This is a genomic window from Bacillus sp. FSL R5-0576 (assembly GCF_038004765.1).
GTDB classification, from domain to species: domain Bacteria; phylum Bacillota; class Bacilli; order Bacillales; family Bacillaceae; genus Bacillus; species Bacillus subtilis.
This window is the reverse complement of sequence record NZ_JBBORU010000001.1, coordinates 1490531-1512237: the sequence shown is the minus strand read 5'-3', so window position 1 is coordinate 1512237 and position 21707 is coordinate 1490531. Positions and strand designations below refer to the sequence as shown.

At 45.7% G+C, this 21707-nt stretch carries 18 protein-coding genes and 1 riboswitch; of the genes, 1 reads left to right on the top strand and 17 read right to left on the bottom strand.

From position 1 onward, the window contains the following. Positions 1 to 14 precede the first annotated feature (14 nt). Complete coding sequence (locus tag NX903_RS07825) at positions 15 to 2687, bottom strand: calcium-translocating P-type ATPase, SERCA-type (RefSeq protein ID WP_341109538.1); 2673 nt, start codon at positions 2685 to 2687, stop codon at positions 15 to 17. Between the two features lie 121 nt (positions 2688 to 2808). Between NX903_RS07825 and rqcH the strand changes: the two genes are divergently transcribed. After that, positions 2809 to 4521 (top strand): tRNA modification protein RqcH, encoded by a 1713-nt coding sequence (gene rqcH / locus NX903_RS07820; RefSeq protein ID WP_172401333.1) that lies wholly within the window; start codon positions 2809 to 2811, stop codon positions 4519 to 4521. Between the two features lie 39 nt (positions 4522 to 4560). Here the strand turns inward: rqcH and sirC are convergent, their stop codons facing one another. From sirC to pyrP, 16 genes are all read right to left on the bottom strand, one after another. Next, positions 4561 to 5049 (bottom strand): precorrin-2 dehydrogenase, encoded by a 489-nt coding sequence (gene sirC / locus NX903_RS07815; protein WP_021479316.1) that lies wholly within the window; start codon positions 5047 to 5049, stop codon positions 4561 to 4563. Further along, the gene (gene sirB, locus NX903_RS07810) at positions 5030 to 5815 is read right to left on the bottom strand and encodes a sirohydrochlorin chelatase (protein ID WP_086343827.1); all 786 of its coding nucleotides are present in this window, start codon (positions 5813 to 5815) and stop codon (positions 5030 to 5032) included. Before sirB ends, sirC begins: the two co-directional genes overlap by 20 nt. 2 nt (positions 5816 to 5817) lie before the next feature. Next, positions 5818 to 6591 carry a uroporphyrinogen-III C-methyltransferase gene (gene cobA, locus NX903_RS07805; RefSeq protein WP_029946173.1) on the bottom strand — a complete coding sequence of 258 codons (774 nt, stop codon included), beginning with the start codon at positions 6589 to 6591 and terminating at the stop codon, positions 5818 to 5820. A gap of 98 nt (positions 6592 to 6689) precedes the next feature. Next, positions 6690 to 7283 carry an adenylyl-sulfate kinase gene (gene cysC / locus NX903_RS07800; RefSeq protein ID WP_015252120.1) on the bottom strand — a complete coding sequence of 198 codons (594 nt, stop codon included), beginning with the start codon at positions 7281 to 7283 and terminating at the stop codon, positions 6690 to 6692. 12 nt (positions 7284 to 7295) lie between these two features. Further along, the gene (gene sat, locus NX903_RS07795; RefSeq protein WP_076457731.1) at positions 7296 to 8444 is read right to left on the bottom strand and encodes a sulfate adenylyltransferase; all 1149 of its coding nucleotides are present in this window, start codon (positions 8442 to 8444) and stop codon (positions 7296 to 7298) included. Between the two features lie 48 nt (positions 8445 to 8492). Further along, positions 8493 to 9557, bottom strand: a complete 1065-nt coding sequence (cysP, locus tag NX903_RS07790) for a sulfate permease (protein WP_086343826.1) — start codon at positions 9555 to 9557, stop codon at positions 8493 to 8495. 11 nt (positions 9558 to 9568) lie between these two features. Continuing rightward, positions 9569 to 10270 carry a phosphoadenylyl-sulfate reductase gene (locus tag NX903_RS07785; RefSeq protein ID WP_029317783.1) on the bottom strand — a complete coding sequence of 234 codons (702 nt, stop codon included), beginning with the start codon at positions 10268 to 10270 and terminating at the stop codon, positions 9569 to 9571. Between the two features lie 161 nt (positions 10271 to 10431). Next, a riboswitch (SAM riboswitch) is annotated at positions 10432 to 10537 on the bottom strand. A 144-nt stretch (positions 10538 to 10681) separates the two neighbouring features. Continuing rightward, positions 10682 to 11314, bottom strand: a complete 633-nt coding sequence (pyrE, locus tag NX903_RS07780; protein WP_015483212.1) for an orotate phosphoribosyltransferase — start codon at positions 11312 to 11314, stop codon at positions 10682 to 10684. Then, positions 11311 to 12030, bottom strand: a complete 720-nt coding sequence (gene pyrF, locus NX903_RS07775; protein WP_041351105.1) for an orotidine-5'-phosphate decarboxylase — start codon at positions 12028 to 12030, stop codon at positions 11311 to 11313. Before pyrF ends, pyrE begins: the two co-directional genes overlap by 4 nt. Then, the gene (locus NX903_RS07770) at positions 11999 to 12934 is read right to left on the bottom strand and encodes a dihydroorotate dehydrogenase (protein ID WP_024572824.1); all 936 of its coding nucleotides are present in this window, start codon (positions 12932 to 12934) and stop codon (positions 11999 to 12001) included. The genes pyrF and NX903_RS07770 overlap by 32 nt, the downstream gene beginning before the upstream one ends. Next, complete coding sequence (pyrK, locus tag NX903_RS07765; protein ID WP_017694839.1) at positions 12934 to 13704, bottom strand: dihydroorotate oxidase B electron transfer subunit; 771 nt, start codon at positions 13702 to 13704, stop codon at positions 12934 to 12936. The genes NX903_RS07770 and pyrK overlap by 1 nt, the downstream gene beginning before the upstream one ends. Next, positions 13701 to 16916 (bottom strand): carbamoyl-phosphate synthase (glutamine-hydrolyzing) large subunit, encoded by a 3216-nt coding sequence (gene carB, locus NX903_RS07760; protein ID WP_042975731.1) that lies wholly within the window; start codon positions 16914 to 16916, stop codon positions 13701 to 13703. Before carB ends, pyrK begins: the two co-directional genes overlap by 4 nt. Continuing rightward, positions 16901 to 17995: a carbamoyl phosphate synthase small subunit gene (locus tag NX903_RS07755; RefSeq protein ID WP_003232115.1), complete on the bottom strand. Its 1095-nt coding sequence runs from the start codon at positions 17993 to 17995 to the stop codon at positions 16901 to 16903. The genes carB and NX903_RS07755 overlap by 16 nt, the downstream gene beginning before the upstream one ends. Continuing rightward, complete coding sequence (locus tag NX903_RS07750) at positions 17992 to 19278, bottom strand: dihydroorotase (protein ID WP_086343825.1); 1287 nt, start codon at positions 19276 to 19278, stop codon at positions 17992 to 17994. Before NX903_RS07750 ends, NX903_RS07755 begins: the two co-directional genes overlap by 4 nt. After that, positions 19262 to 20176: an aspartate carbamoyltransferase catalytic subunit gene (locus NX903_RS07745; protein ID WP_086343824.1), complete on the bottom strand. Its 915-nt coding sequence runs from the start codon at positions 20174 to 20176 to the stop codon at positions 19262 to 19264. Before NX903_RS07745 ends, NX903_RS07750 begins: the two co-directional genes overlap by 17 nt. Before the next feature lie 144 nt (positions 20177 to 20320). Further along, a complete protein-coding gene (pyrP, locus tag NX903_RS07740) occupies positions 20321 to 21628 on the bottom strand; it encodes a uracil permease PyrP (RefSeq protein WP_076457736.1) in 1308 nt (435 codons plus the stop codon). Positions 21629 to 21707 lie beyond the last annotated feature (79 nt).

The window sequence follows — 21707 nt, the reverse complement described above, 5'->3', positions numbered from 1 at the left end:
TATATCATATGAATTTATTTTTTTCTTGTTAAAAGTGACCCCGCCAGCAAAAAAGTAGGGATGGCGGACATACCGATGACGAGCATCCAGTCCCCCGGCGTGATGGCTACAGTATGGAAAATCGGCTGAAGCGGCGGATAGTAGATTACTACAAGCATCAGCAAAATGGATGACAATACCGCGCCGATTAAATACAGGTTTTGAAACGGATTTCTAGAGAAAACAGAAGTTTCGCTGCGGCAGTCAAACACGTGAATAAGCTGAGCGAGCACCAATGTGGCAAACGCGATCGTCTGGGCATAAGCCAAGTTTTCCGGATTGCGGTGGTACACAATGATAAACGCTAAAATAGTGGCAACTCCGATTAAAAATCCTCTGGAAACGACCTTCCATCCTAGCTTGCGGGCAAATACCCCTTCTTTCGGATGACGGGGCTTGCGCTTCATGACGTCTCCTTCCGGCTGATCCATGCCGAGCGCCATTGCCGGCAATCCGTCCGTCACCAAGTTGACCCACAAAATCTGAATCGGAACGAGCGGTAAAGGAAGGGCCAGCAGCATCGCAAACAGCATGACAAGGATTTCTCCGACGTTAGACGCCAACAGGTATCTGATAAACTTCCTGATATTTTCGTAGATGTTCCTGCCTTCTTTTATCGCTGATTTAATCGTCGCAAAATTATCATCTACGAGAACAAGAGATGATGCTTCTTTGGCCACATCTGTCCCGGTAATACCCATAGAGACGCCGATATCAGCTTGTTTAATGGCAGGAGCATCATTGACGCCGTCTCCCGTCATCGCCACAATATGCCCGTTCTCCTGATAGGCTTTTACGATTTTTAGTTTATGTTCAGGGGAAACGCGGGCAAATACATATACATCCTCCACCACATGAGAAAGCTCTTCTTGAGAAAGTTCATTCAGCATCTTGCCGTCCATGATTTTGCCGCTTTTCGGAAGGAGGCGCAAGTCTTTCGCTATCGCTTTAGCGGTTTCTACATGATCACCTGTTATCATAACGGTCTTAATTCCTGCTTCACGGCATTCTTTTATCGCCTGTCTGACTTCCGGCCGCGGGGGATCAATGATACCTGAAAGGCCAAGCATGGTCAGATCTTTTTCCGCCTGTTCCATTGACGGTGTTTCGCCTGCTTTTATTGGCCTGTAGGCGACCGCTATCGTTCTGAGCGCCTGTGATGCCAAATGTCTTAATACCGCCTCTGTTTCTGCTTTTCTTTCATTTGAAAAAAGAGCCGCTGAGCCGTCATAATAAATACGGGAAGATCGCTGCATCAGTACATCCGGTGCACCTTTTGTAATGATATAACGCTTTCTGTCTTGATCCTCTACGATGACAGTCATCATTTTCCGTGCAGAATCAAACGGAAATTCTTCGATCACCCGGTAGTTTGATTCAACAAGCTCCTTTGAAAAACCGCCTTTTCTTGCCGCGGTGAGCAGCGCTCCCTCTGTCGGATCTCCGTCAAGCACATATTCGCCGTCTCTTTTCTCAATATTGGAGTTGTTACAAAGCGCTCCGAACAGAAGCATCTGCTGAAGCGGCTTATGTTCATTGACACTGATCTCTTTTTCGTTTAGTGTGAAGCTTCCTTTCGGTTCATAGCCGGCCCCTGCCACTCTCCATGTTTTCCCTCCGGACCAGACATGTGTCACCGTCATTTTGTTTTGGGTCATTGTCCCTGTTTTATCTGAACAAATGATAGACGCACACCCAAGCGTTTCAACAGCAGGAAGCTTTCTAACAATGGATTTTTGTTTAATCATCCGCTGTACACCAAGCGAAAGCGCCACTGTCACAATCGCCGGCAGCCCCTCCGGAATAGCGGCTACCGCTAACGAGACACCTGCTAAAAACATACTGTACAGATCATGACCCTGAATAACACCGACAGCAACGACAAGTACGGTCAGAAGCAATGCAACAACAATCAAAATCTTCCCGAGCTGCTCCAGTCTTCTTTGCAGCGGGGTTGACAATGTCCCTGCCGATTCAAGCATGTCGGCAATTTTCCCCATAGCCGTATTCATTCCTGTCCCGACGACAACCCCGACACCGCTGCCGCGGGTCACAATCGTTCCCATAAATGCCATATTGGTAATATCGCCAAGTGAAACATCCGGTTTTTTCAATTTATCAGCATGCTTCACAACCGGGATTGATTCCCCGGTCAGCGCTGATTCTTCTATTTCAAGGCTTCTCGCTTCAACAATTCGAACGTCTGCGCCAATTCTGTCCCCGCTCGTAAATTTCACAATATCCCCCGGCACAAGTTCCTTAGAAGGAATCTTTGTCCAGCTTCCTTCCCTGAGTGCCATGACATGCGGTGTTGAAAGCTCTTTTAAAGCCTGAAGAGATTGCTCAGCACGCCTTTCTTGAAAGAAACCGAGTATGCCATTCACAAACACAATCGCAATAATCGCAACCGCATCTACATATTCACCAAGAAAACCTGAGATTAACGTTGCCGCCAGAAGAACAAGCACCATAAAATCTTTGAACTGCGCGAAAAACAAGAGAAGCGCTGAAGTTTTTTTCCCTTCTTGCAGCTCGTTTGGTCCATGCTTGTCAAGACGTTTTTTTACCTCTTTTTCAGTTAATCCTTGTTTCATGGACGTATTGGTTGCCTCTAGTAAATCTGTTTGTCCCATTTCATGAAACTTCATTCCGCTCGTCCACTCCCCTGCTCTCTTATAGAGATATCACTCTATAAGCATGCTTATTCTGACTCGTCCCATTTCATGCTATAATTATCGAATGCAGGAAGAATGAGAGGGTGTATTGCATATGTCGTTTGATGGCATGTTTACATACGGAATGACACACGAACTTAATGAAAAAATAATGGGCGGACGAATTACAAAAGTCCATCAGCCATATAAGCACGATGTGATTTTCCACATCCGTGCCAAGGGAAAAAACCAAAAACTATTATTATCGGCACATCCGAGCTATTCACGGGTGCATATCACGGCACAAGCTTATGAAAATCCAAGCGAACCGCCAATGTTTTGCATGTTGCTGAGAAAGCATATCGAAGGCGGATTCATTGAGAAAATTGAACAAGCGGGCTTAGACCGCATCATGATTTTTCATATCAAAAGCCGAAACGAAATTGGCGATGAAACCGTACGAAAGCTTTATGTAGAAATTATGGGCCGCCACAGCAATATCATTTTGACTGACGCAGCAGAAAATGTGATTATCGACGGACTTAAGCATTTATCACCGTCAATGAACAGCTACCGTACAGTACTGCCCGGCCAAGATTATAAGCTTCCGCCTGCTCAGGACAAAATATCGCCTCTTGAGGTGTCAGAAGATGATATTTTGCGTCACCTCAGCTTTCAAGAAGGAAGGCTTGATAAACAAATTGTCGACCACTTTTCAGGCGTGTCTCCGCTTTTCGCCAAAGAAGCAGTTCACAGAGCAGGCCTTGCTAACAAAGTCACACTGCCAAAAGCGTTGCTGGCACTGTTTGCCGAAGTGAAAGAGCACCGTTTCATTCCCAACATTACGACTGTAAACGGAAAGGAATATTTTTATCTGCTGGAGCTGACTCATCTAAAGGGCGAAGCGCGCCGTTTTGATTCATTAAGCGAACTGCTCGACCGTTTTTATTTCGGAAAAGCTGAACGAGACCGGGTCAAACAGCAGGCTCAGGATCTTGAGCGTTTTGTTGTGAACGAACGGAAGAAGAATGCCAACAAAATTAAAAAATTAGAGAAAACCTTGGAGTATTCGGAAAACGCGAAGGAATTTCAGCTTTACGGGGAGCTTTTAACCGCTAATTTATATATGCTGAAAAAAGGTGATAAACAGGCTGAGGTCATCAATTATTATGATGAAGAAAGCCCGACAATCACGATTCCTTTAAACCCGAACAAAACGCCTTCTGAAAACGCACAGGCCTATTTCACGAAGTATCAGAAAGCGAAAAATTCGGTCGCAGTTGTCGAGGAGCAAATCAGGCTGGCACAGGAAGAGATCGAATATTTTGATCAGCTGATTCAGCAGCTTTCGTCCGCTTCTCCCCGGGATATCAGCGAAATCAGGGAAGAGCTCGTAGAGGGCAAATATTTACGCCCTAAGCAGCAAAAAGGCCAGAAAAAGCAAAAACCGCACAATCCGGTGTTAGAAACATATGAATCCACCTCAGGGCTGACAATTTTAGTGGGTAAGAACAATCGTCAAAATGAATATTTAACGACAAGAGTGGCGGCCAGAGACGATATCTGGCTTCACACGAAGGACATTCCAGGCTCCCACGTTGTGATCAGAAGCAGCGAACCGGATGAGCAAACAATCATGGAAGCCGCGACAATTGCAGCTTATTTTTCAAAAGCTAAAGATTCAAGTTCAGTGCCTGTAGATTATACAAAAATCAGGCATGTCAAAAAACCAAACGGCGCGAAACCCGGTTTCGTCACCTATGACAGCCAGCATACCGTCTTTGTCACGCCTGATGCTGATACTGTCATCAAGCTCAAAAAAAGCTGAGCCGCATAAAGAAAAGCCAGAGCATTTGTATGCTCTGGCTTATTTCTTTCTTCTCACCTGATAAAGCCTGTTCACTTCAGCAACAAAATCGCCGTCAATCAGCTTATCCACGTTTTCAGCAAGCTCTTTCGTGTGCTTTGGACTGGCTCCGCTTGTAGAAACAGACACAGTGACATGCCCTCTTTTGACGATTTTCGGCATATATACATTGCCAAGCTCAGCGTCACTGACACAATTGACAAGCTGAAAAGGCGAAGCGGATTGGGCAATTTCTTTGTTCACTGCCGCATTATCCGTCGCAGCAATAATTAAGAAAGCATTGAGATAATCTTCTTTTTCAATTGTCCGTTTTTCCCATTTGATACGTCGCTCTTCTGCCATTTGCTTGATTTCCGGTTCAACATCCGGACTGACGAGCGTTATATCAGCTCCCTCAGAAATCACCGTTTTCAGCCTTCTGAGAGCGATGCTGCCGCCCCCCGCAATCACAACCTTCTTCTTTTCCAGGCTAATGTGCAGCGGAAGCATATGAACCTCCATCAAAATCAAATTGCCCCTCAGGATTTGCCGCAGTTTCTCTCACACGGTTCAAAAATGCGTTTTTCACATGAGGATGAAAACCGATATAGGAAGAGAGGTAGACGTTCGGATTATGAGCTTTTAATTTCTGAACCTCTCGTTCGATTTCATTCATCAGCATTCCCGTAAAGAGCAAATATGGAACGATAAAGGTTGTTATGCCGTCATCTTTTTTAAGTTCTGAAAAAACCTCTTTGTAATTAGGGCCGCATGCTGTCAAAAAGCACGGAATGACTTCCTTGACTGGAATCATTTCCTGAAGAAGATTAGCAATACCGGTTACGTCTCTTTTGACATCTGGATCTGAACTTCCCCTTCCGATGAGTACCACTCTGGCATTTTCATATGGAACACCTATGTCTTTCATTCGGTGATATACAGCCTTGACTACTTCTTCGTCAATCCCGATCGGCTTTCCGTATGAAATGCGGATTGACGGATATCGAGATGCAACACGCGCAATTTCTTCCGGAATATCATGTTTTGCATGCGCAGCTGTTAAAAGAAGCAGAGGCACCACTGCGATATGAGTGGCGCCTTGCTTCACACATGCTTCAAATCCTGTCTCAATTGTCGGCTCCTGAAGCTCTAAAAAGCTGATTTCTTGTACTGGCACAGAGATGTGGGCCTTGCATCCTTCCAAAAAGGCTGCGGCTTCTTGCTGCGCTTTTTTGACCCGGCTGCCGTGGCCGACATATAAAATTGCTTGTTTCATTATTACAACGCCTCGCTTAAATCTTGTTTTTTCAGTTCAGATTCAAACCATTCCAGCTTATAGTGATAATTTACAACATTTCCAATGACAATTAAACTCGGATTTGTAATGTTTTCTTTTATCACCGTTTCTGAAAGGGTGTCAACTGTACAAAAAACAGATTTTTGCTTGTCCGTTGTTCCCCAATGAATAAAGGCTGCCGGCGTAGAACCGTCCCGGCCGTTTTCAAGGAGTTTTCTTTCTATCTGCTGCACGTTTTTGATACCCATATAGATGACAAGTGTATCAATTCCTGTAGCCAGCGCTTTCCACTTTTCCTCAAAATCTTCTTCTTTTTTATAATGACCCGTTACAAAAGCGACGTTAGAGCCCGCCTCCCGATGAGTAACAGGAATCCCGGCATAAGCGGCTGCCGCGATTCCAGACGTAATGCCGGGGATGATTTCAAACGGAATTCCATTTTCAGAGAGGCATTCCGCTTCTTCCCCTCCTCTGCCGAACACAAAAGGGTCTCCGCCTTTCAGTCTGACAACCATTTTCCCTTTTTGCGCATACTTCACAAGAAATCGATTGATGGTTTCCTGCTTCATCGTATGAAAATCTGGAAGCTTCCCGCAGTAGATCAGGTCTGCTTGCTCTTTGGCATATTGTAAAATCTCTTTATTTACTAATCTGTCATATAAGATGACATCAGCTTTTTCAATGGCTTTCAGCGCTTTAATTGTCAGCAGATCAGGGTCACCAGGACCCGCTCCTACAATATATACTTTCCCCATCGTATTTCCCCCGATCTATTCGAGTTCTTCCAGAGCATTCGCTGTGATGATGTTCTCGCTTGCATTCCGGCATCTGAGAAGAACGCAGCAGATCATATTCAGCTCAATTTTTGTTTAACAAACTCGATCAGCTGATTTTTACACGCTTCACGGTCATGTTGTCCTGAATCAAGAACGAGCTCTGGAGCTTCCGGTTCTTCATAAGGAGAATCAATTCCTGTAAAAAACGGAATCTCGCCGTTTCTTGCTTTTTTGTAAAGCCCTTTCGGATCTCTTTGTTCACAAATATCAAGGTCGCATTTAATGTAGACTTCATTAAATTCGCCCGCTTCCACAAGCTCGCGAACCTGTTGTCTGTCCTCGCGGAAAGGAGAGATAAAAGCAGTAATCACAATGGTTCCCTGCTGAACAAAAAGCTTTGCCACCTCTCCGATTCGGCGGATGTTTTCTTTTCGGTCTTCATCAGAAAAACCAAGATCCTTATTTAAGCCGTGACGGATATTATCCCCGTCCAGCACAATCACTTGGTAGCCTTGCTCAAACAATTCTCTTGCAGCGGCGTTGGCAATGGTTGATTTGCCTGAGCCGCTTAACCCTGTCAGCCAGAGAATGGAGCTTTTATGCTTATTTTTTTGCTGATACTCTTCTTTTGTGATAGAGGCTTCATGCCATACAATATCGCGATTTGTCACTGTCAGTCCTCCTTAAGATACGCCTACTTCTTCTTTTTTCTTCATCCCTTTGATTAACACTTCTACGACTTCTTTTCGACTGAATTCAGCAGGCGGCAGCACACCGTCTCTCAGCATGCCTCTTACCTTAGTGCCTGATAAAATGACGTGATGCTCTCTGCCATGAGGGCATGTTTTCGCGGTTCCCATATTTCCGCATTTTTTACAGAAGAAGCTGTGCTCGAATTTCAGCGGCGTTATCCCGAGTTCTTCAGGTTTAAATGTGTCAAACAGCTCCTGTGCTTCGTATGTTCCGTAATAGTCACCTACACCTGCATGATCACGGCCGACGATGAAATGTGTGCAGCCGTAGTTCTTTCTGACAAGCGCGTGGAAAATTGCTTCTCTCGGGCCTGCATAACGCATCGCCGCTAAAAAGACACCAAGGAAAACGCGATCTTTCGGGTAGTAATGATCAAGAAGCACTTGGTAGCTTTCCATCCGTACATCAGCTGGAATGTCATCAGATTTTGTTTCACCTACTAACGGATTCAAGAACAAGCCGTCTACTGTTTCAAGAGCCGTTTTTTGAATGTATTCATGCGCTCTGTGAACAGGGTTTCTTGTTTGGAAACCGACAATGGTTTCCCAGCCATTTTCCGCAAACTGGCGTCTCGTTTCTGACGGTTCAAATGTAAATTCAGGGAACTGTTTTGAAGCTTTTTTAATCAACGTAATCGGCCCGCCGACATATGTATTGCCGCGGCTGAACAGCTTTTTAACACCAGGATGCTCCTGTTCATCTGTTTTGTACACATTGACAGCTTCTTTTTGTTTGTCAGGCACGTACAGGTCTTCGATTTGGATAACGCCGTATGTTTCTCCTTCATACGCTAATTTTACCGTTTCACCAACTGACAGTTCCGCTGCTTTTTGCGCATCGACCGGAAGCGTGATTGGAAGAGACCAGACAACGCCGGAAGAAAGACGCATGTTTTCGACAACAGATACGTAATCTTTTTCATTAAAGAAACCTTCAATCGGGCTGTATGCACCGATACCGATCAATTCCAAATCCGCGAAAGAAATTAAATCAAGTTCAATTTCTTTTTGAATGCCGCTCACATCATATGATTCATCTACTCTGTTTACTAATGTTCCTCCGTGTGGTGCTAAGCTCATAATATCCATCTCCTCCTAGTTAACTTATAAATTTACTCAGATTAATGATCAGATTCCCCCGCCTTGTTCGTGGACTGAGCGTCTCTCTTTACGAATGGCCTTTGTCAGGCTGACGGCACCGCCCGCCGCTAAAAGCACACTTACCATGATAAAGATCGAATAATAATCTGCTTTTAAAAACAAGGATACAAGCAGATAAGAAATCGATAAAGATAAAAACGGCGATACGATCCATACCTTCAGCATCGTTTGAACAACTTGTTTATGGAACACGTTCGGACCGTTTTTTGCCATGCCTATTCCGATAATAGACGATGACGTGACTTGCGCCAAGGGCACCGGCATCCCAAATACAGAACTGATGATCACCAGTCCCGCTCCTGTACCGGATAAGAGAATGCCTTCCCCTTTGGAGAATCTCGTAATTTTCTTCCCGTTTGTTTCTAGCACTCGCCGGCCTAATAACAGTGCGCCAAGAGCAACAAAAGCTCCTCCATACAAGGTTCCTTTTCCGACATCAAGCACATCGGCAGCTACTAACGGGCCAACAGCATTCGCCACGTTATTCATGCCGGCAGAGAATGCTTCGAAAAATCCGGCAACTAACAAAACAATGCCGAGGATTTTTTGCTTTTTAGAAGATTTTACTTCAATCTTAAAATAACGAAACAGCTTAGATACGAAATAGGTGAAGCCGAAAGCGAACAGCGGGACAAAAACCCAAAATGACACAATGATCAGAAGATTGTTCACAAACAATACTTTATAAGCCACTCCCACGCCGACAACCGCGCCGACTGTTACTTCACTTGTCGACAAAGGAATACCGAGCAGGTTAGCAGTAAAGAGCGACAGGGCAGCAGCTCCAATAATGATGCAAACAATCGTCAGTGTAATCGTCTGCTCAGGAATAATGCCGGAGCTGATTGTTTTTACAACCTCGCCTCCGCCAATGACCGCCCCGGTAAAGACACCGACTGCGCATAGGATCAAAGCGTAGGTTTTCTTTTTGATGGCTCCGGAGCCGTAAGCAACCCCCATCGAAGCTGCAGCGCCGCTTGCACCAATATTCATCGCGAAAAACAAGCTAAATAAAATAGCGGCTAATTCCATTTTGCAGCTCCTTATTCATGCAGTCCGCATTCTGTTTTCGCCATACCATTCCATCTGCCTGAGCGCAAATCCTCTGCTGTAAAAGCGGGAGCAGTGCAAGGCGCACATCCAATACTTGGATATCCTTGGTCATGAAGCGGATTGTAGTCCAGTTCATTCCGGGATGTGTATCTCCAAATGTCTTTCCAAGTCCAATGGATAAGCGGGCAAACTTTTACTGACTTGAATTTTTCATCTTTGTTTAAGAAATTCGTATTGGCACGGCTTGGCCCTTGATCACGGCGCAGGCCGGAAAGCCAGGCTGGATGTCCTGAAAGCGCCTCTCTTAAAGGAACGACCTTTCTAAGATAGCAGCACTGATTCGGCTCTCTTTCCCATAGTTTGTCACCATGTTCTTCGGCTTGTTCCTCAAGGGTGAGGTCTGGTTTTTTCAGGATGATATTAAGACCCGGATAACGCTCTTTCACTCGTTCAATTGTTTCATAGGTTTCTTTAAAATGAAGTCCTGTATCAAGAAACACAATCTCTGCGTCTTTTTTCACTTTATAAATTAAGTCAATCAGAACGATTCCCTCAATTCCGAAACTGCAGGCATAAACAAGCTGATCGCCGTAATGGCCGTATGCCCATTTTAAAACTGACAGCGCTCCTTTATAAGGATCGTCTTCCGGAAATGTAATCGTTGGTTCTTCCCAATTATCATACGTTAACATTTCTTCTTTCCTCCTTTCGGAGACAAACAAACAGTAGCTTTCTGCCGGTTGTCTTTTCCCATGTAATGTGATTCGCGGCTGCTGATATACAGATAGCCTTTTTACCTCTTAAAATAAAAAACTTTCAATCCGGCGGAAAGAAAGACAGGAACAGCATGTAGCCCTTATCTTTCAAAATGGAATTCATTTTGCTGGAAGTAGCACCTTACAAACTATGCAGGTTGCCGGGCTTCATAGGTCCAGTCCCTCAGCCGCTCTTGATAAGTTTTTAGATTTGTAGTAAATTTTAGCACAATTCTAACATAAGTCAACCCGACTTTTTTTATAGGATTAATAAAAAAACAGGCCTCACAGCCTGTTTTCAAGTACATCAAGGCTTTGAAGCCTCTTTACATCATTTGAATTTATTTTTTATTTTTTAAACCAATCTTTTGACTCGGGATTTTGTTTCCATGTTTGCAGCTTTTTTAGATCATCTGAATGAATATTTCCGTTTTCAAGCGCGACCTCTGTGAGCGTATCATAATCAGTTAATGAGTAGTATGGCAGTTCTGCCTTTGCGAAGGCTTCCTCCGCTTTAGGAAGTCCGTACGTAAAGATTGAGACGACACCAAGCACTTCACAGCCGGCCGCTTGTAAAGCTGCACAAGCTTCAAGCACACTGCCTCCTGTGGAAATTAAGTCTTCAATGACAACTGTTTTTTGCCCTTCTTGCACAGCTCCCTCAATCTGATTGCCTTTTCCGTGCGCCTTCGGCTTGCTCCTCACATAACACATCGGAAGATTCAAACGGTCAGCCGCAAGAGCAGCATGAGGAATACCAGCAGTTGCTGTTCCCGCAATCATTTCAGCTTCAGGAAAATGCTCTTTGACAAGCTTGCTGATACCTGAAGCAACATCGTTTCTGACCTCTGGGAAAGATAGCGTAAGGCGGTTGTCACAGTAGATCGGTGATAAAATGCCGCTTGCCCATGTGAACGGCTCGTTCGGGCGTAAAAATACAGCTTGGATGTCTAATAGATGTTTTGCGATGATTTGTTTCAAGATTTGATTCCCTCCCATTCAAGTCTGACAGCCTTATAGGCTTTTACCGGGTCTTCCGCTTTTGTAATCGAGCGTCCTACTACAATCGCTGATGAACCTTTCTCTCTTGCAATGGCAGGCGTCGCTACGCGGACTTGGTCATTCGCAGCGTCCTCTGACATTCTGATCCCCGGAGTGACAGTCAGAAATGAAGGCGACACCGCTTGGTAAATGGCTTTTGCTTCATGAACAGAGCAGACCACTCCATCCAGTCCGCTTTCTTCCGCCTGTTTGCTGTAGTGCACAACCGTATCAATCAGAGACTTTTCGATCAGCAGTTCATCTTTCATAATTTGTTCAGATGTGCTTGTCAGCTGGGTTACCGCGATAAGTAACGGACGTTTTTTTCCAGCCGGCGTACCTTCTTCTAAGCCTTCGAGAGCTGCCTGCATCATTTTTTTGCCCCCGGCAGCATGAACATTGACGAGGTCTACTCCAAGACTGGCAAGGCGCTTCATCGCTTTGTTTACAGTAGTCGGGATGTCATGAAGCTTTAGATCTAAAAATAGCTCGCAGTTTCTTTCTTTTAGTTGTTTCACGATAGATGGCCCTTCTTGATAAAAAAGCTCCATCCCAACCTTTACAAATAACGGTTCTTGCTGAAAAGGCGCTAAGAACGCAAGTGTTTCTTCAGCTGACGCAAAATCAAGCGCGATGATGGGCAGGTTGTTTTTCATGATTCCAGCTCCTTCCGATGCATTCTTCAATTGATTGATAGCCGTATTGGAGCAAAACAGATGGGAGCTGTTCAATAATCTCTGGACATGCAAAAGGATTCACAAAGTTTGCTGTTCCGACAGCGACTGCGCTTGCTCCCGCGAGAAGAAATTCCAGGGCATCTTCAGCCGTTTGCACGCCTCCCATTCCGATAATCGGGATGTTGACCGCCTGGCTGACTTCATACACCATGCGAATGGCAACCGGCTTCACAGCAGGGCCTGAAAGTCCCCCTGTTTTATTCGCTAATATCGGTTTGCCGGTTTTTAAATCGAGTCTCATGCCGATTAGTGTGTTGATCATCGTAAGACCGTCCGCTCCCGCTTCCTCGATCGCTAAGGCAATTTCTGTGATATTAGCCACGTTCGGGGAAAGCTTCACATAAACGGGTACATCCGAAACCTCTTTCACCGCTTTTGTCAAATCGGCAGCCATTTCAGGATTCGTGCCAAAAGCGATTCCGCCTGTTTTCACATTCGGGCAGGAAATATTCAATTCAAGAGCATGAACATTAGGCGCTTTGCTGATATGCTCTGCGACTTCAACATAATCCTCGACTTGAGAACCTGCGACATTGGCAATGATCGGCGTATCAAACTGCTCAAGCCACGGCAGCTCATGATGCAACACGCTATCCAGCCCCGGATTTTGGAGACCGATCGCATTGAGCATTCCAGCACCAGTCTCAGCTACCCGCGGCGTCGGATTCCCGAAGCGCGGCTCCTTTGTCGTAGCCTTAATCATGATAGCTCCAAGACAAGACAAATCATAAAAACGTGAAAACTCTTTTCCAAACCCGAAGCAGCCTGATGCAGGAATGATTGGATTTTTCAAATCAAGTCCCGGCAATTTCACCTCTAGCATTACAGCGCCACCTCCTGAGCTTTAAATACAGGCCCGTCGAGACATACTTTTACATAGGATGTCTCACTTTCGTTTGTATGGCACACACACGCGAAGCATGCGCCGATTCCGCAGCCCATTCGTTCCTCCATGGACAGATATACTTCTTTATGGGCATATTCCTGTTTTAACGCCTTGAGCATCGGTGTCGGCCCGCAGCTGAGGAGGATATCAAACTCTAGATTTTTCCGTTTAATCACATCTGTGACAAATCCGGTTTCCCCGTAGCTTCCGTCAGCTGTTGCCACATACGTGTCTCCGTACTGCCTGCATTCTTCCTCGTAAAAAACATCCTTTGCCGATTGGAATCCTAAAACGTGGATGACATTAACCCCTTTTTCATTCAAGCGTTTCGACAGCTCTTGGAGAGGCGGCACACCTACTCCGCCTCCTACCAGCAAAGCCGTCTTTCCGGGTTGAACTTCATTAACAGGAAAGCCATTTCCCAAAGGCCCGAGGACATCCACAAGTTCTCCCTGCTGCTTCAGTGACAAGAGTCTTGTCCCTTCCCCATCTACCCGATAAATGATGGTGACTTCATTTTTTTCAAAGTTGACATCTGCGATGCTGATCGGCCTTCTCAAAAGAGGCGTAACCGCTTCGCTCACTTTAAGATGAAGGAACTGTCCCGGGGTTGTAAACCCTTGGACAAGCTCCCCTTTCAGAACCATTTGATACACCCGGTCTGCAATTTGCTGGTTAGAACATACTGTCAAATACGCTTTTTTCATATAGTGACTGCCGCCTCCTGATTTGTGTTGACTGCCGGCATTTGATCAGCACGGAATGTCATGCTTTCCAGCACTCGTAATATCGCCTCTGCCGTATCTAAAGATGTTAGGCAGGCAACACCATTTTCTACTGATTCACGTCTGATTCTAAAACCGTCTCTTGCCGGCTGCTTTCCTTTTGTCAGCGTATTGATGACAAACTGCGCTTCACCGTTTCTGATGACATCAAGCAAGTTCGGGCCATCCTGGCCGATTTTTCCGACGACCTTCGCTGGAATGGAAGCTTCTTTCAGGTAGCCTGCCGTTCCTTCCGTCGCTAAAATGTTGTAGCCGATCGCGTGGAACCGCTTAGCAATCGCAAGCCCTTCTTCTTTGTCCTTATCAGCTACTGTTAAGAGCACGGAACCGTAGTTCGGGATTTGAATACCTGAAGCAATCAAGGCTTTGTAGAGCGCCTTTTCAAGTGTCGAATCTTTCCCCATGACTTCACCTGTTGATTTCATTTCAGGCCCTAACGTAATGTCCACTCTTCTCAGCTTGGCAAAGGAGAAGACCGGCGCTTTTACAAATACACCTTGCTGTTCAGGCTGAAGGCCCTCTGTATAGCCAAACGCAGCCAGCTTTTGACCAAGAATGATTTTTGTTGCGAGATTCGCCATTGGGATACCCGTAATTTTGCTTAAAAACGGTACGGTTCTGCTTGATCTCGGATTCACTTCTAGCACGTACACCTCACCTTGCGACAAGACGAATTGAATATTGAGCAAACCGACAATATTCAGCCCTTTAGCCAATGCGATCGTGTATTGTTCAATTTTTTTCTTAATGTCCTCTGTGAGAGACTGAGGCGGATAAACAGCGATTGAGTCTCCGGAGTGAACGCCCGCACGTTCAATGTGCTCCATAATTCCCGGAATGACGACTGTTTCACCGTCGGATACTGCATCGACTTCAATTTCTTTTCCTGTCAAGTATCTGTCAATTAATACAGGGTGCTGCGGATTGATTTTAACTGCGTTTTTCATGTAATGAAGCAGCTCCTCTTCATGATACACAATCTCCATCGCCCGGCCGCCAAGTACATAGGAAGGACGCACCAGTACCGGATAACCGATATCACTCGCGATGCTTACCGCCTGATCAACTGATGTCGCTGTTTTGCCAAGCGGCTGAGGAACACCAAGTTCTCCAAGCGCTTGTTCAAATTTATCCCGGTCTTCTGCACGGTCTAAATCTTCTAATGAAGTTCCAAGGATTTTCACTCCGCGTGCAGAAAGCTCGTCAGCAAGGTTAATCGCAGTCTGTCCGCCAAATTGTACGACAACGCCCATTGGCTGTTCGAGGTCAATGATGTGCATAACATCTTCAATCGTAAGCGGTTCAAAATACAGCTTGTCTGAGATGCTGAAGTCTGTTGAAACGGTTTCCGGGTTGTTATTGACAATAATGGCTTCATAGCCTGCTTGTTTAATTGCCCATACAGAGTGAACCGTCGCATAGTCGAACTCGACACCCTGACCGATTCGAATCGGACCCGAACCAAGCACCATCACACTTTTCTTATCTGTAACGACAGATTCATTTTCTTCTTCATATGTGCTATAGAAGTATGGCGTTTCTGACTCAAATTCCGCCGCACATGTATCTACCATTTTGAATACCGGCGCAATCCCCGCTTGTTTTCTCAAGCTGTAAAGCTCAGATTCTTTCATTTTCCACTCGCGGCTGATGTACTGATCAGAGAAGCCGAGTTCTTTTGCCCGTCTCAGCACATCTGTATCGCCCGCATTCGCCTTCAATTCTTTTTCAAACTGTACGATTCCGAACAGCTTATGCAAGAAGAAAACATCGATAGCGGAAAATTCATGGAGGTCTTCTACCGTGTAGCCTCTTCTGTACGCTTCAGCTAAGTAGAATAAGCGTTCATCACCGGCCTTTTTAATTCGCTTTTCAAGAAGCTCATCTGAAATGTCAGCGGCATCCTTCAATTCAAGATGATACACATCCGCTTCCAGTGATCGCACTGCCTTCAGCAATGACTCTTCAAGCGTGCGGCCGATCGCCATGACCTCACCTGTCGCTTTCATTTGCGTGCCAAGCTTTCTGTTTGCTGATTCAAACTTATCAAACGGCCAGCGCGGAATTTTGGATACGACATAGTCAAGAGCAGGTTCAAATGCTGCATATGTTTTTCCTGTCACCGGGTTCATCATTTCATCTAATGAAAGTCCGACTGCAATTTTAGCAGCGAGCTTTGCAATCGGGTACCCCGTTGCTTTTGATGCAAGGGCAGATGAACGGCTGACACGCGGATTTACTTCAATAATGTAATATTGGAAGCTGTCTGGATCTAAAGCGAGCTGTACGTTACATCCGCCTTCGATTCCAAGCGCGCGAATCAGTTTTAACGATACATTCCGCAAGAGCTGATATTCGCGATCACTGAGCGTTTGGCTCGGCGCGACAACAATACTGTCTCCAGTATGGATTCCAACTGGATCAATGTTTTCCATGTTACAAACGACAATGGCGTGATCCTGGCTGTCTCTCATGACTTCATACTCGATTTCTTTATAGCCGGCGATGCTTTTTTCAAGCAGACATTGGTGTACCGGGCTTAATTTCAAGCCGTTCTCAACGATTTCTTTTAACTCTGTCTCATTCGAGCAGATGCCTCCGCCTGTTCCGCCTAATGTATATGCCGGGCGGACAATGACAGGGAATCCAATGTGACTGACGAATTTTTCCGCTTCTTCGAGGGAGTGAATAATCTCACTTTCAGGCACCGGTTCATTCAGTTCATTCATTAATGTTCTGAACAAGTCACGGTCTTCAGCTTGCTGAATCGCAGACAGTTTTGTGCCAAGCACTTCGACGCCGCATTCTGCCAGAACACCTCTTTCAGAAAGCTCAACCGCAAGATTCAAACCGGTTTGGCCTCCGAGTGTAGGAAGAATGGCATCTGGTCGCTCTTTTCTGATGATTCTTGTCAAGAATTCAGGTGTGAGCGGTTCGATATAAACCCGGTCAGCCATTTCTGTATCTGTCATGATCGTGGCAGGGTTTGAGTTGACAAGGATGACTTCATAACCTTCTTCTTTCAAAGCAAGACAGGCTTGTGTTCCCGCATAGTCAAATTCTGCTGCTTGGCCGATGATGATCGGTCCAGATCCGATTACTAAAATTTTGTTAATGTCTACGCGTTTTGGCATACCGCTTCCCCTTCTTTCTCTGTTGTTTCGATCATTTCGATGAATCTGTCAAATAGGTGGTTGGCATCCTCAGGACCAGGTGAGGCTTCGGGATGATATTGAACCGTAAATGCCGGCAATGTTTTATGCTTCAGCCCTTCAATCGTATCGTCGTTAATTGCGATATGCGTCACTTCCAGTTCTGTTTTACTGATAGACGAAACTGTGTATCCATGGTTTTGAGATGTTAAGGCAACTTTTCCTGTAGCCAGCTCTTTTACCGGGTGGTTTGAGCCCCTGTGTCCGAATTTCATTTTTTCAGTATTCGCCCCGCACGCCAGCGCGAATAATTGGTGGCCAAGACATATTCCGAATAATGGCACTTTTCCAAGAACACCTTTAATCATTTCAATCGCTTCAGGCACATCCTTCGGGTCTCCAGGTCCGTTAGAAAGCATGATACCGTCCGGTTTCAGCTGAAGCACCTCTTCCGCTGTAATGTTGTAAGGCACAACGATGACGTCACATTTCCGTTTGTTCAGCTCTCTTAGAATTCCGTGTTTCATGCCGAAGTCAACCAAGACGATGCGTTTGCCTCTTCCCGGGCTCGGATATGCTGTTTTTGCTGATACTTGGGATACTTGATTTCTTGGCAATTCCGTTTCGTTCAGTCTTTTCAGAACTGCTTCGATATCTTCATCAGATGAAGCGAATGTTCCTTTTAGCGCGCCTGCCGTGCGGATCATTCTTGTCAGCTTCCTTGTATCAATCCCCTGGAGTCCGGGAATGTTTTTCATTTTTAAATACTCGTCTAAGGTGTATGCTGAACGCCAGTTGGAAGGCAGCTCACATAATTCTTTGATGATCAGCCCTTTCACAAAAGGGGTAATAGATTCAAAATCATCACGGTTAATGCCGTAATTTCCGATAAGCGGGTATGTTAATGTTACGATCTGTCCGCAGTAAGAAGGGTCAGATAAAATTTCCTGATAGCCTGTCATCCCAGTATTAAAAACGACTTCTCCCATGTTGTGTTCTAAGCTTCCGAAGGCTTCCCCCTCGAATACCGCTCCGTTTTCCAGTACTAATCGTCTCTTCATTTGACAAGTCTCCCCTCTTCATAAGCAAGCTTCCCTGCCGCAATTGTAGCGACCGGCCAGCCGGTGCAGCTGATGCCGTTGAATGGTGTATTTTTTCCTTTTGATAAAAACGTGTCTTTGTCTATAACTGCTTCTTTTTCTAAATCGATTAACGTAATGTCCGCAGCTTGCCCCGTTTGTAATGTTCCATATGGGAGACCGAACGCTTCGCATGGCTTGATTGTCATGTAGTCAATCAGCTGCTTTAGCGACCAGCTGCCATTTTTGACAAAGTGTGTGTAAAGAAGCGGAAATGCTGTTTCTAAGCCGACAATTCCGAATGGCGCCAGTTTCATTTCTGTGTTTTTCTCTTCTTCCGTATGCGGTGCATGGTCTGTTGCGATAAAATCAATTGTTCCGTCTAAAAGACCTTCAATTAAAGCAGCTCTGTCTTCTGCACTGCGGAGCGGAGGATTCATTTTATAGTTTGTATCCAGCCCCGGGATGTCCTCATCACAAAGCAGCAAATGATGCGGCGACACTTCTGCTGTCACTCTGATTCCCGCTTTTTTCGCATCGCGTACAACCCTGACAGATTCTTTCGTGCTGATATGGCATACATGATAATGGCAGTTTGCCGCCTCAGCCAGCAGCACATCGCGGGCAATATGAACCGATTCACACACAGAAGGTATGCCGTTGAGCCCGTTCGCTTTGGAGAATGTCCCCTCATGTACGCTTCCTCCGTAAATTAAGGAGTTGTCCTCGCAATGTGCAACAATCGCTTTGTCAATTGCGGCTGCCCGTTTCATCGCTTCATACATCATTCCTGCTGTCTGTATACCAACGCCGTCATCTGTAAAAGCAAATGACCCGGCTTCTTTTAACGCTTCAAAGTTTGTCATTTCATCGCCGATTTGTCTGATCGTAATGGATGCATATGGAAGAACTCTGACGCATGATGTTTCTTTAATTCTGTTTTGCACCCATTCCATCTGCTCCTTTGTATCAGGAACCGGCCGCGTATTCGGCATTGCTGCTACTGTAGTGTAGCCGCCGCGTGCCGCCGCTTTGGCCCCGGTTTCAATAGTTTCTTTTTTCTCTCCACCCGGCTCTCTGAAATGCACGTGGAGATCAACAAACCCAGGTGAAACGAGCAAACCTTTTGCATCAATTACCGTTTCATTATCCGTTGCATCAAGCTTGCCGATTGCGGTGATGGTTTCTCCAGTCACTCGGATATCCGCTTCTGTTTTTTCACCATTTTCGTTTAGTATCCAGCCGTTTTTAATGAGATATGACATATGCTGCTTCTCCTCTTTTCACATTGGTTTGTAAGGCACGCTGTATCACTGCCATTCTGATAAATACGCCATTTTGCATTTGCTTGAAGATTCTTGATTTTTCGCTTTCTACTAAGCTGTCATCAATCTCCACTCCTCTGTTTACCGGAGCAGGATGCATGATGATCGCATGCCGCTTCATACGCTCAGCCCGTTCTACGGTCAAGCCGTATTTGTTTAAATAGCCTTCCTGGCTGACAGCGGACTGATGTCGTTCATTTTGAATGCGCAGCAGCATGACGACATCGGAAGACTCAACTGCTTCATCTATTGAGACATACGTGCCGAATGTATTTTCTTCATCCTGCCATTCCGAAGGGCCGGAAAATAGGACCCGGGCACCTAATCTTGTCAACACTTCCGCATTTGACCTTGCCACTCTGCTATGCTTGATGTCGCCGTGAATGGAGACGGTAAGCCCTTTGAACGTATTGAACTCTTCATAAATCGTCATTAAATCAAGCAGTGATTGTGTTGGATGCTGGCCGCACCCGTCTCCCGCATTCAGAATCGGAATGTTCACCTGGCTGACAAGCTCTTCATAATACTCATCCTCACTGTGCCTGATGACGCAGACGTCCACACCGATTGATTCGAGCGTCCGGATCGTGTCATATAAGGTTTCGCCTTTTTGCACGCTTGTGCTTGTTCCATCAAGGTTAAGCACATTCATGCCCAGCTTTTTTTCTGCGACCTCAAAGCTGAACCGCGTTCTCGTGCTCGGTTCGAAAAACAGGTTTGCGGCAAACTTTCCTGTAAGCTGATTGTCTGTTTTTCCGCTTTTAAGGTCTTGTGCTGTTTGAAGCAAATCTTTGATTTCCTCAGTGCCGAGTTCACTCATCGTCGTTAAATGCTTCATGTTCTTTCCCCTCTCTTTTCAACTTAAGGCTGAAAAAAACCCCGGTCTAAGATAGACTCGGGGTATGGTTAAATAGAGGGCAGCATTGAAGCTTCCTTCTCTTCATAACCCTTCCAAGCCTCTCTGGACTTTCATTAAAAGGTTTTAGATATGATGTTGTTCAGATGTGTCTGTCTGCTCTTCCTTCGCCTGCGGAAGAATCAGGTTTAAGATGACACCGACAATTGCGGCAAGCGCCATTCCTGACACTTGGAATCCGCCTTGAGATACTTGGATAAAAGCGCCTCCTACACCGATGACAAGGATAACTGATGTAATAATGAGGTTTCTGTTGTTTTCATAATCAATTTTGTTGTCAATCAGCATTCTCAGGCCGCTTGAAGCAATGATTCCGAACAGCAGGAAGGAGACGCCTCCCATGACCGCTGACGGCACTGAACTGATCAGCGCTGAAATTTTGCCGATAAAGCCGAAGCAACAGGCAATCACTGCCGCTCCTCCGATGACAAAGACGCTGAATACTCTTGTGATGGCCAGCACGCCAATGTTTTCTCCGTAAGTCGTTGTCGGCGGACCGCCGATCAGGGAAGCGAGGATTGTCGCCACACTGTCACCCATAATAGAGCGATGAAGACCTGGCTTTTTAATGAAATCTTGTCCGACAACCTTGCTCAGCACCATTTGGTGGCCGATATGCTCTGACATGGTGACAAATGCGACAGGAACCATTGCGGCTGCGATGCCGAGTGTAACTGACGGTGAATAATCTTTGAACGGAATGATAAATTCAGGCACTGCAAACCATTTCGCATCAAGCACCGGCTGGAAGTTGACAATCCCTTGAGTAAGGGCGAACAGGTATCCGCCGATGATTCCGATCAGAACCGGAATCAGGCTTAAAAATCCTCGTAAGAAAATCGCACAAATAATCGTGATTGCCAGCGTAACTCCTGCGACACTAAAGTGCTTTAAGCTGTAGACCAACTCACTCGCGTTTGGATCAGCATACATCGCCATGTTTACCGCAGTGCTTGCCAGTCCCAGCCCGATGACGATAATAACAGGCCCTACGACTACAGGCGGGAGAATCTTCATCAGCCATCCTGTTCCAAGCTGCCTGATCAATAAGGCAATCAGCCCGTACACCAGCCCTGCAAGAAACGCTCCAACCATTGCCGCTCCCGGCCCGCCGGTCGCTTTTACCAGAATGATCGGAGAAATAAAGGCGAAGGATGAACCGAGATACGCCGGAATTTGCCCTTTCGTAATAAGAAGGTACGCCAGTGTTCCGATGCCGCTTGTCACCAACGCCACAGCAGGACTCATTCCGACGAGCTTCGGAACCAAAATGGTTGAGCCAAACATGGCAAACAAATGCTGAAGGCTGAATGAAACCCAAGAGAAAGGTGTCGGGACATCCCTGACCCCTAAATTTACTTTTTTCTTACTCATGATGATTTCCCCCTGATTGTTGACTTTCATTTTAGGATGACTCAATGACTGTATAAAAAAACCTCTTTGCTTTTTTACG

Coding starts and splice junctions, on each gene's coding strand:
- sat (WP_076457731.1), bottom strand. CDS start 8,444: ATGAGCTTAGCACCACACGGAGGAACATTAGTAAACAGAGTAGATGAA.
- cysP (WP_086343826.1), bottom strand. CDS start 9,557: ATGGAATTAGCCGCTATTTTATTTAGCTTGTTTTTCGCGATGAATATT.
- NX903_RS07825 (WP_341109538.1), bottom strand. CDS start 2,687: ATGAAGTTTCATGAAATGGGACAAACAGATTTACTAGAGGCAACCAAT.
- NX903_RS07745 (WP_086343824.1), bottom strand. CDS start 20,176: ATGAAGCATTTAACGACGATGAGTGAACTCGGCACTGAGGAAATCAAA.
- NX903_RS07755 (WP_003232115.1), bottom strand. CDS start 17,995: ATGAAGAGACGATTAGTACTGGAAAACGGAGCGGTATTCGAGGGGGAA.
- carB (WP_042975731.1), bottom strand. CDS start 16,916: ATGCCAAAACGCGTAGACATTAACAAAATTTTAGTAATCGGATCTGGA.
- pyrF (WP_041351105.1), bottom strand. CDS start 12,030: ATGAAAAACAACCTGCCCATCATCGCGCTTGATTTTGCGTCAGCTGAA.
- cobA (WP_029946173.1), bottom strand. CDS start 6,591: ATGGGGAAAGTATATATTGTAGGAGCGGGTCCTGGTGACCCTGATCTG.
- NX903_RS07750 (WP_086343825.1), bottom strand. CDS start 19,278: ATGTCATATCTCATTAAAAACGGCTGGATACTAAACGAAAATGGTGAA.
- sirB (WP_086343827.1), bottom strand. CDS start 5,815: ATGAAACAAGCAATTTTATATGTCGGCCACGGCAGCCGGGTCAAAAAA.
- pyrP (WP_076457736.1), bottom strand. CDS start 21,628: ATGAGTAAGAAAAAAGTAAATTTAGGGGTCAGGGATGTCCCGACACCT.
- NX903_RS07770 (WP_024572824.1), bottom strand. CDS start 12,934: ATGCTAGAGGTGAAATTGCCGGGACTTGATTTGAAAAATCCAATCATT.
- sirC (WP_021479316.1), bottom strand. CDS start 5,049: ATGCTTCCGCTGCACATTAGCCTGGAAAAGAAGAAGGTTGTGATTGCG.
- NX903_RS07785 (WP_029317783.1), bottom strand. CDS start 10,270: ATGTTAACGTATGATAATTGGGAAGAACCAACGATTACATTTCCGGAA.
- rqcH (WP_172401333.1), top strand. CDS start 2,809: ATGTCGTTTGATGGCATGTTTACATACGGAATGACACACGAACTTAAT.
- pyrK (WP_017694839.1), bottom strand. CDS start 13,704: ATGAAAAAAGCGTATTTGACAGTATGTTCTAACCAGCAAATTGCAGAC.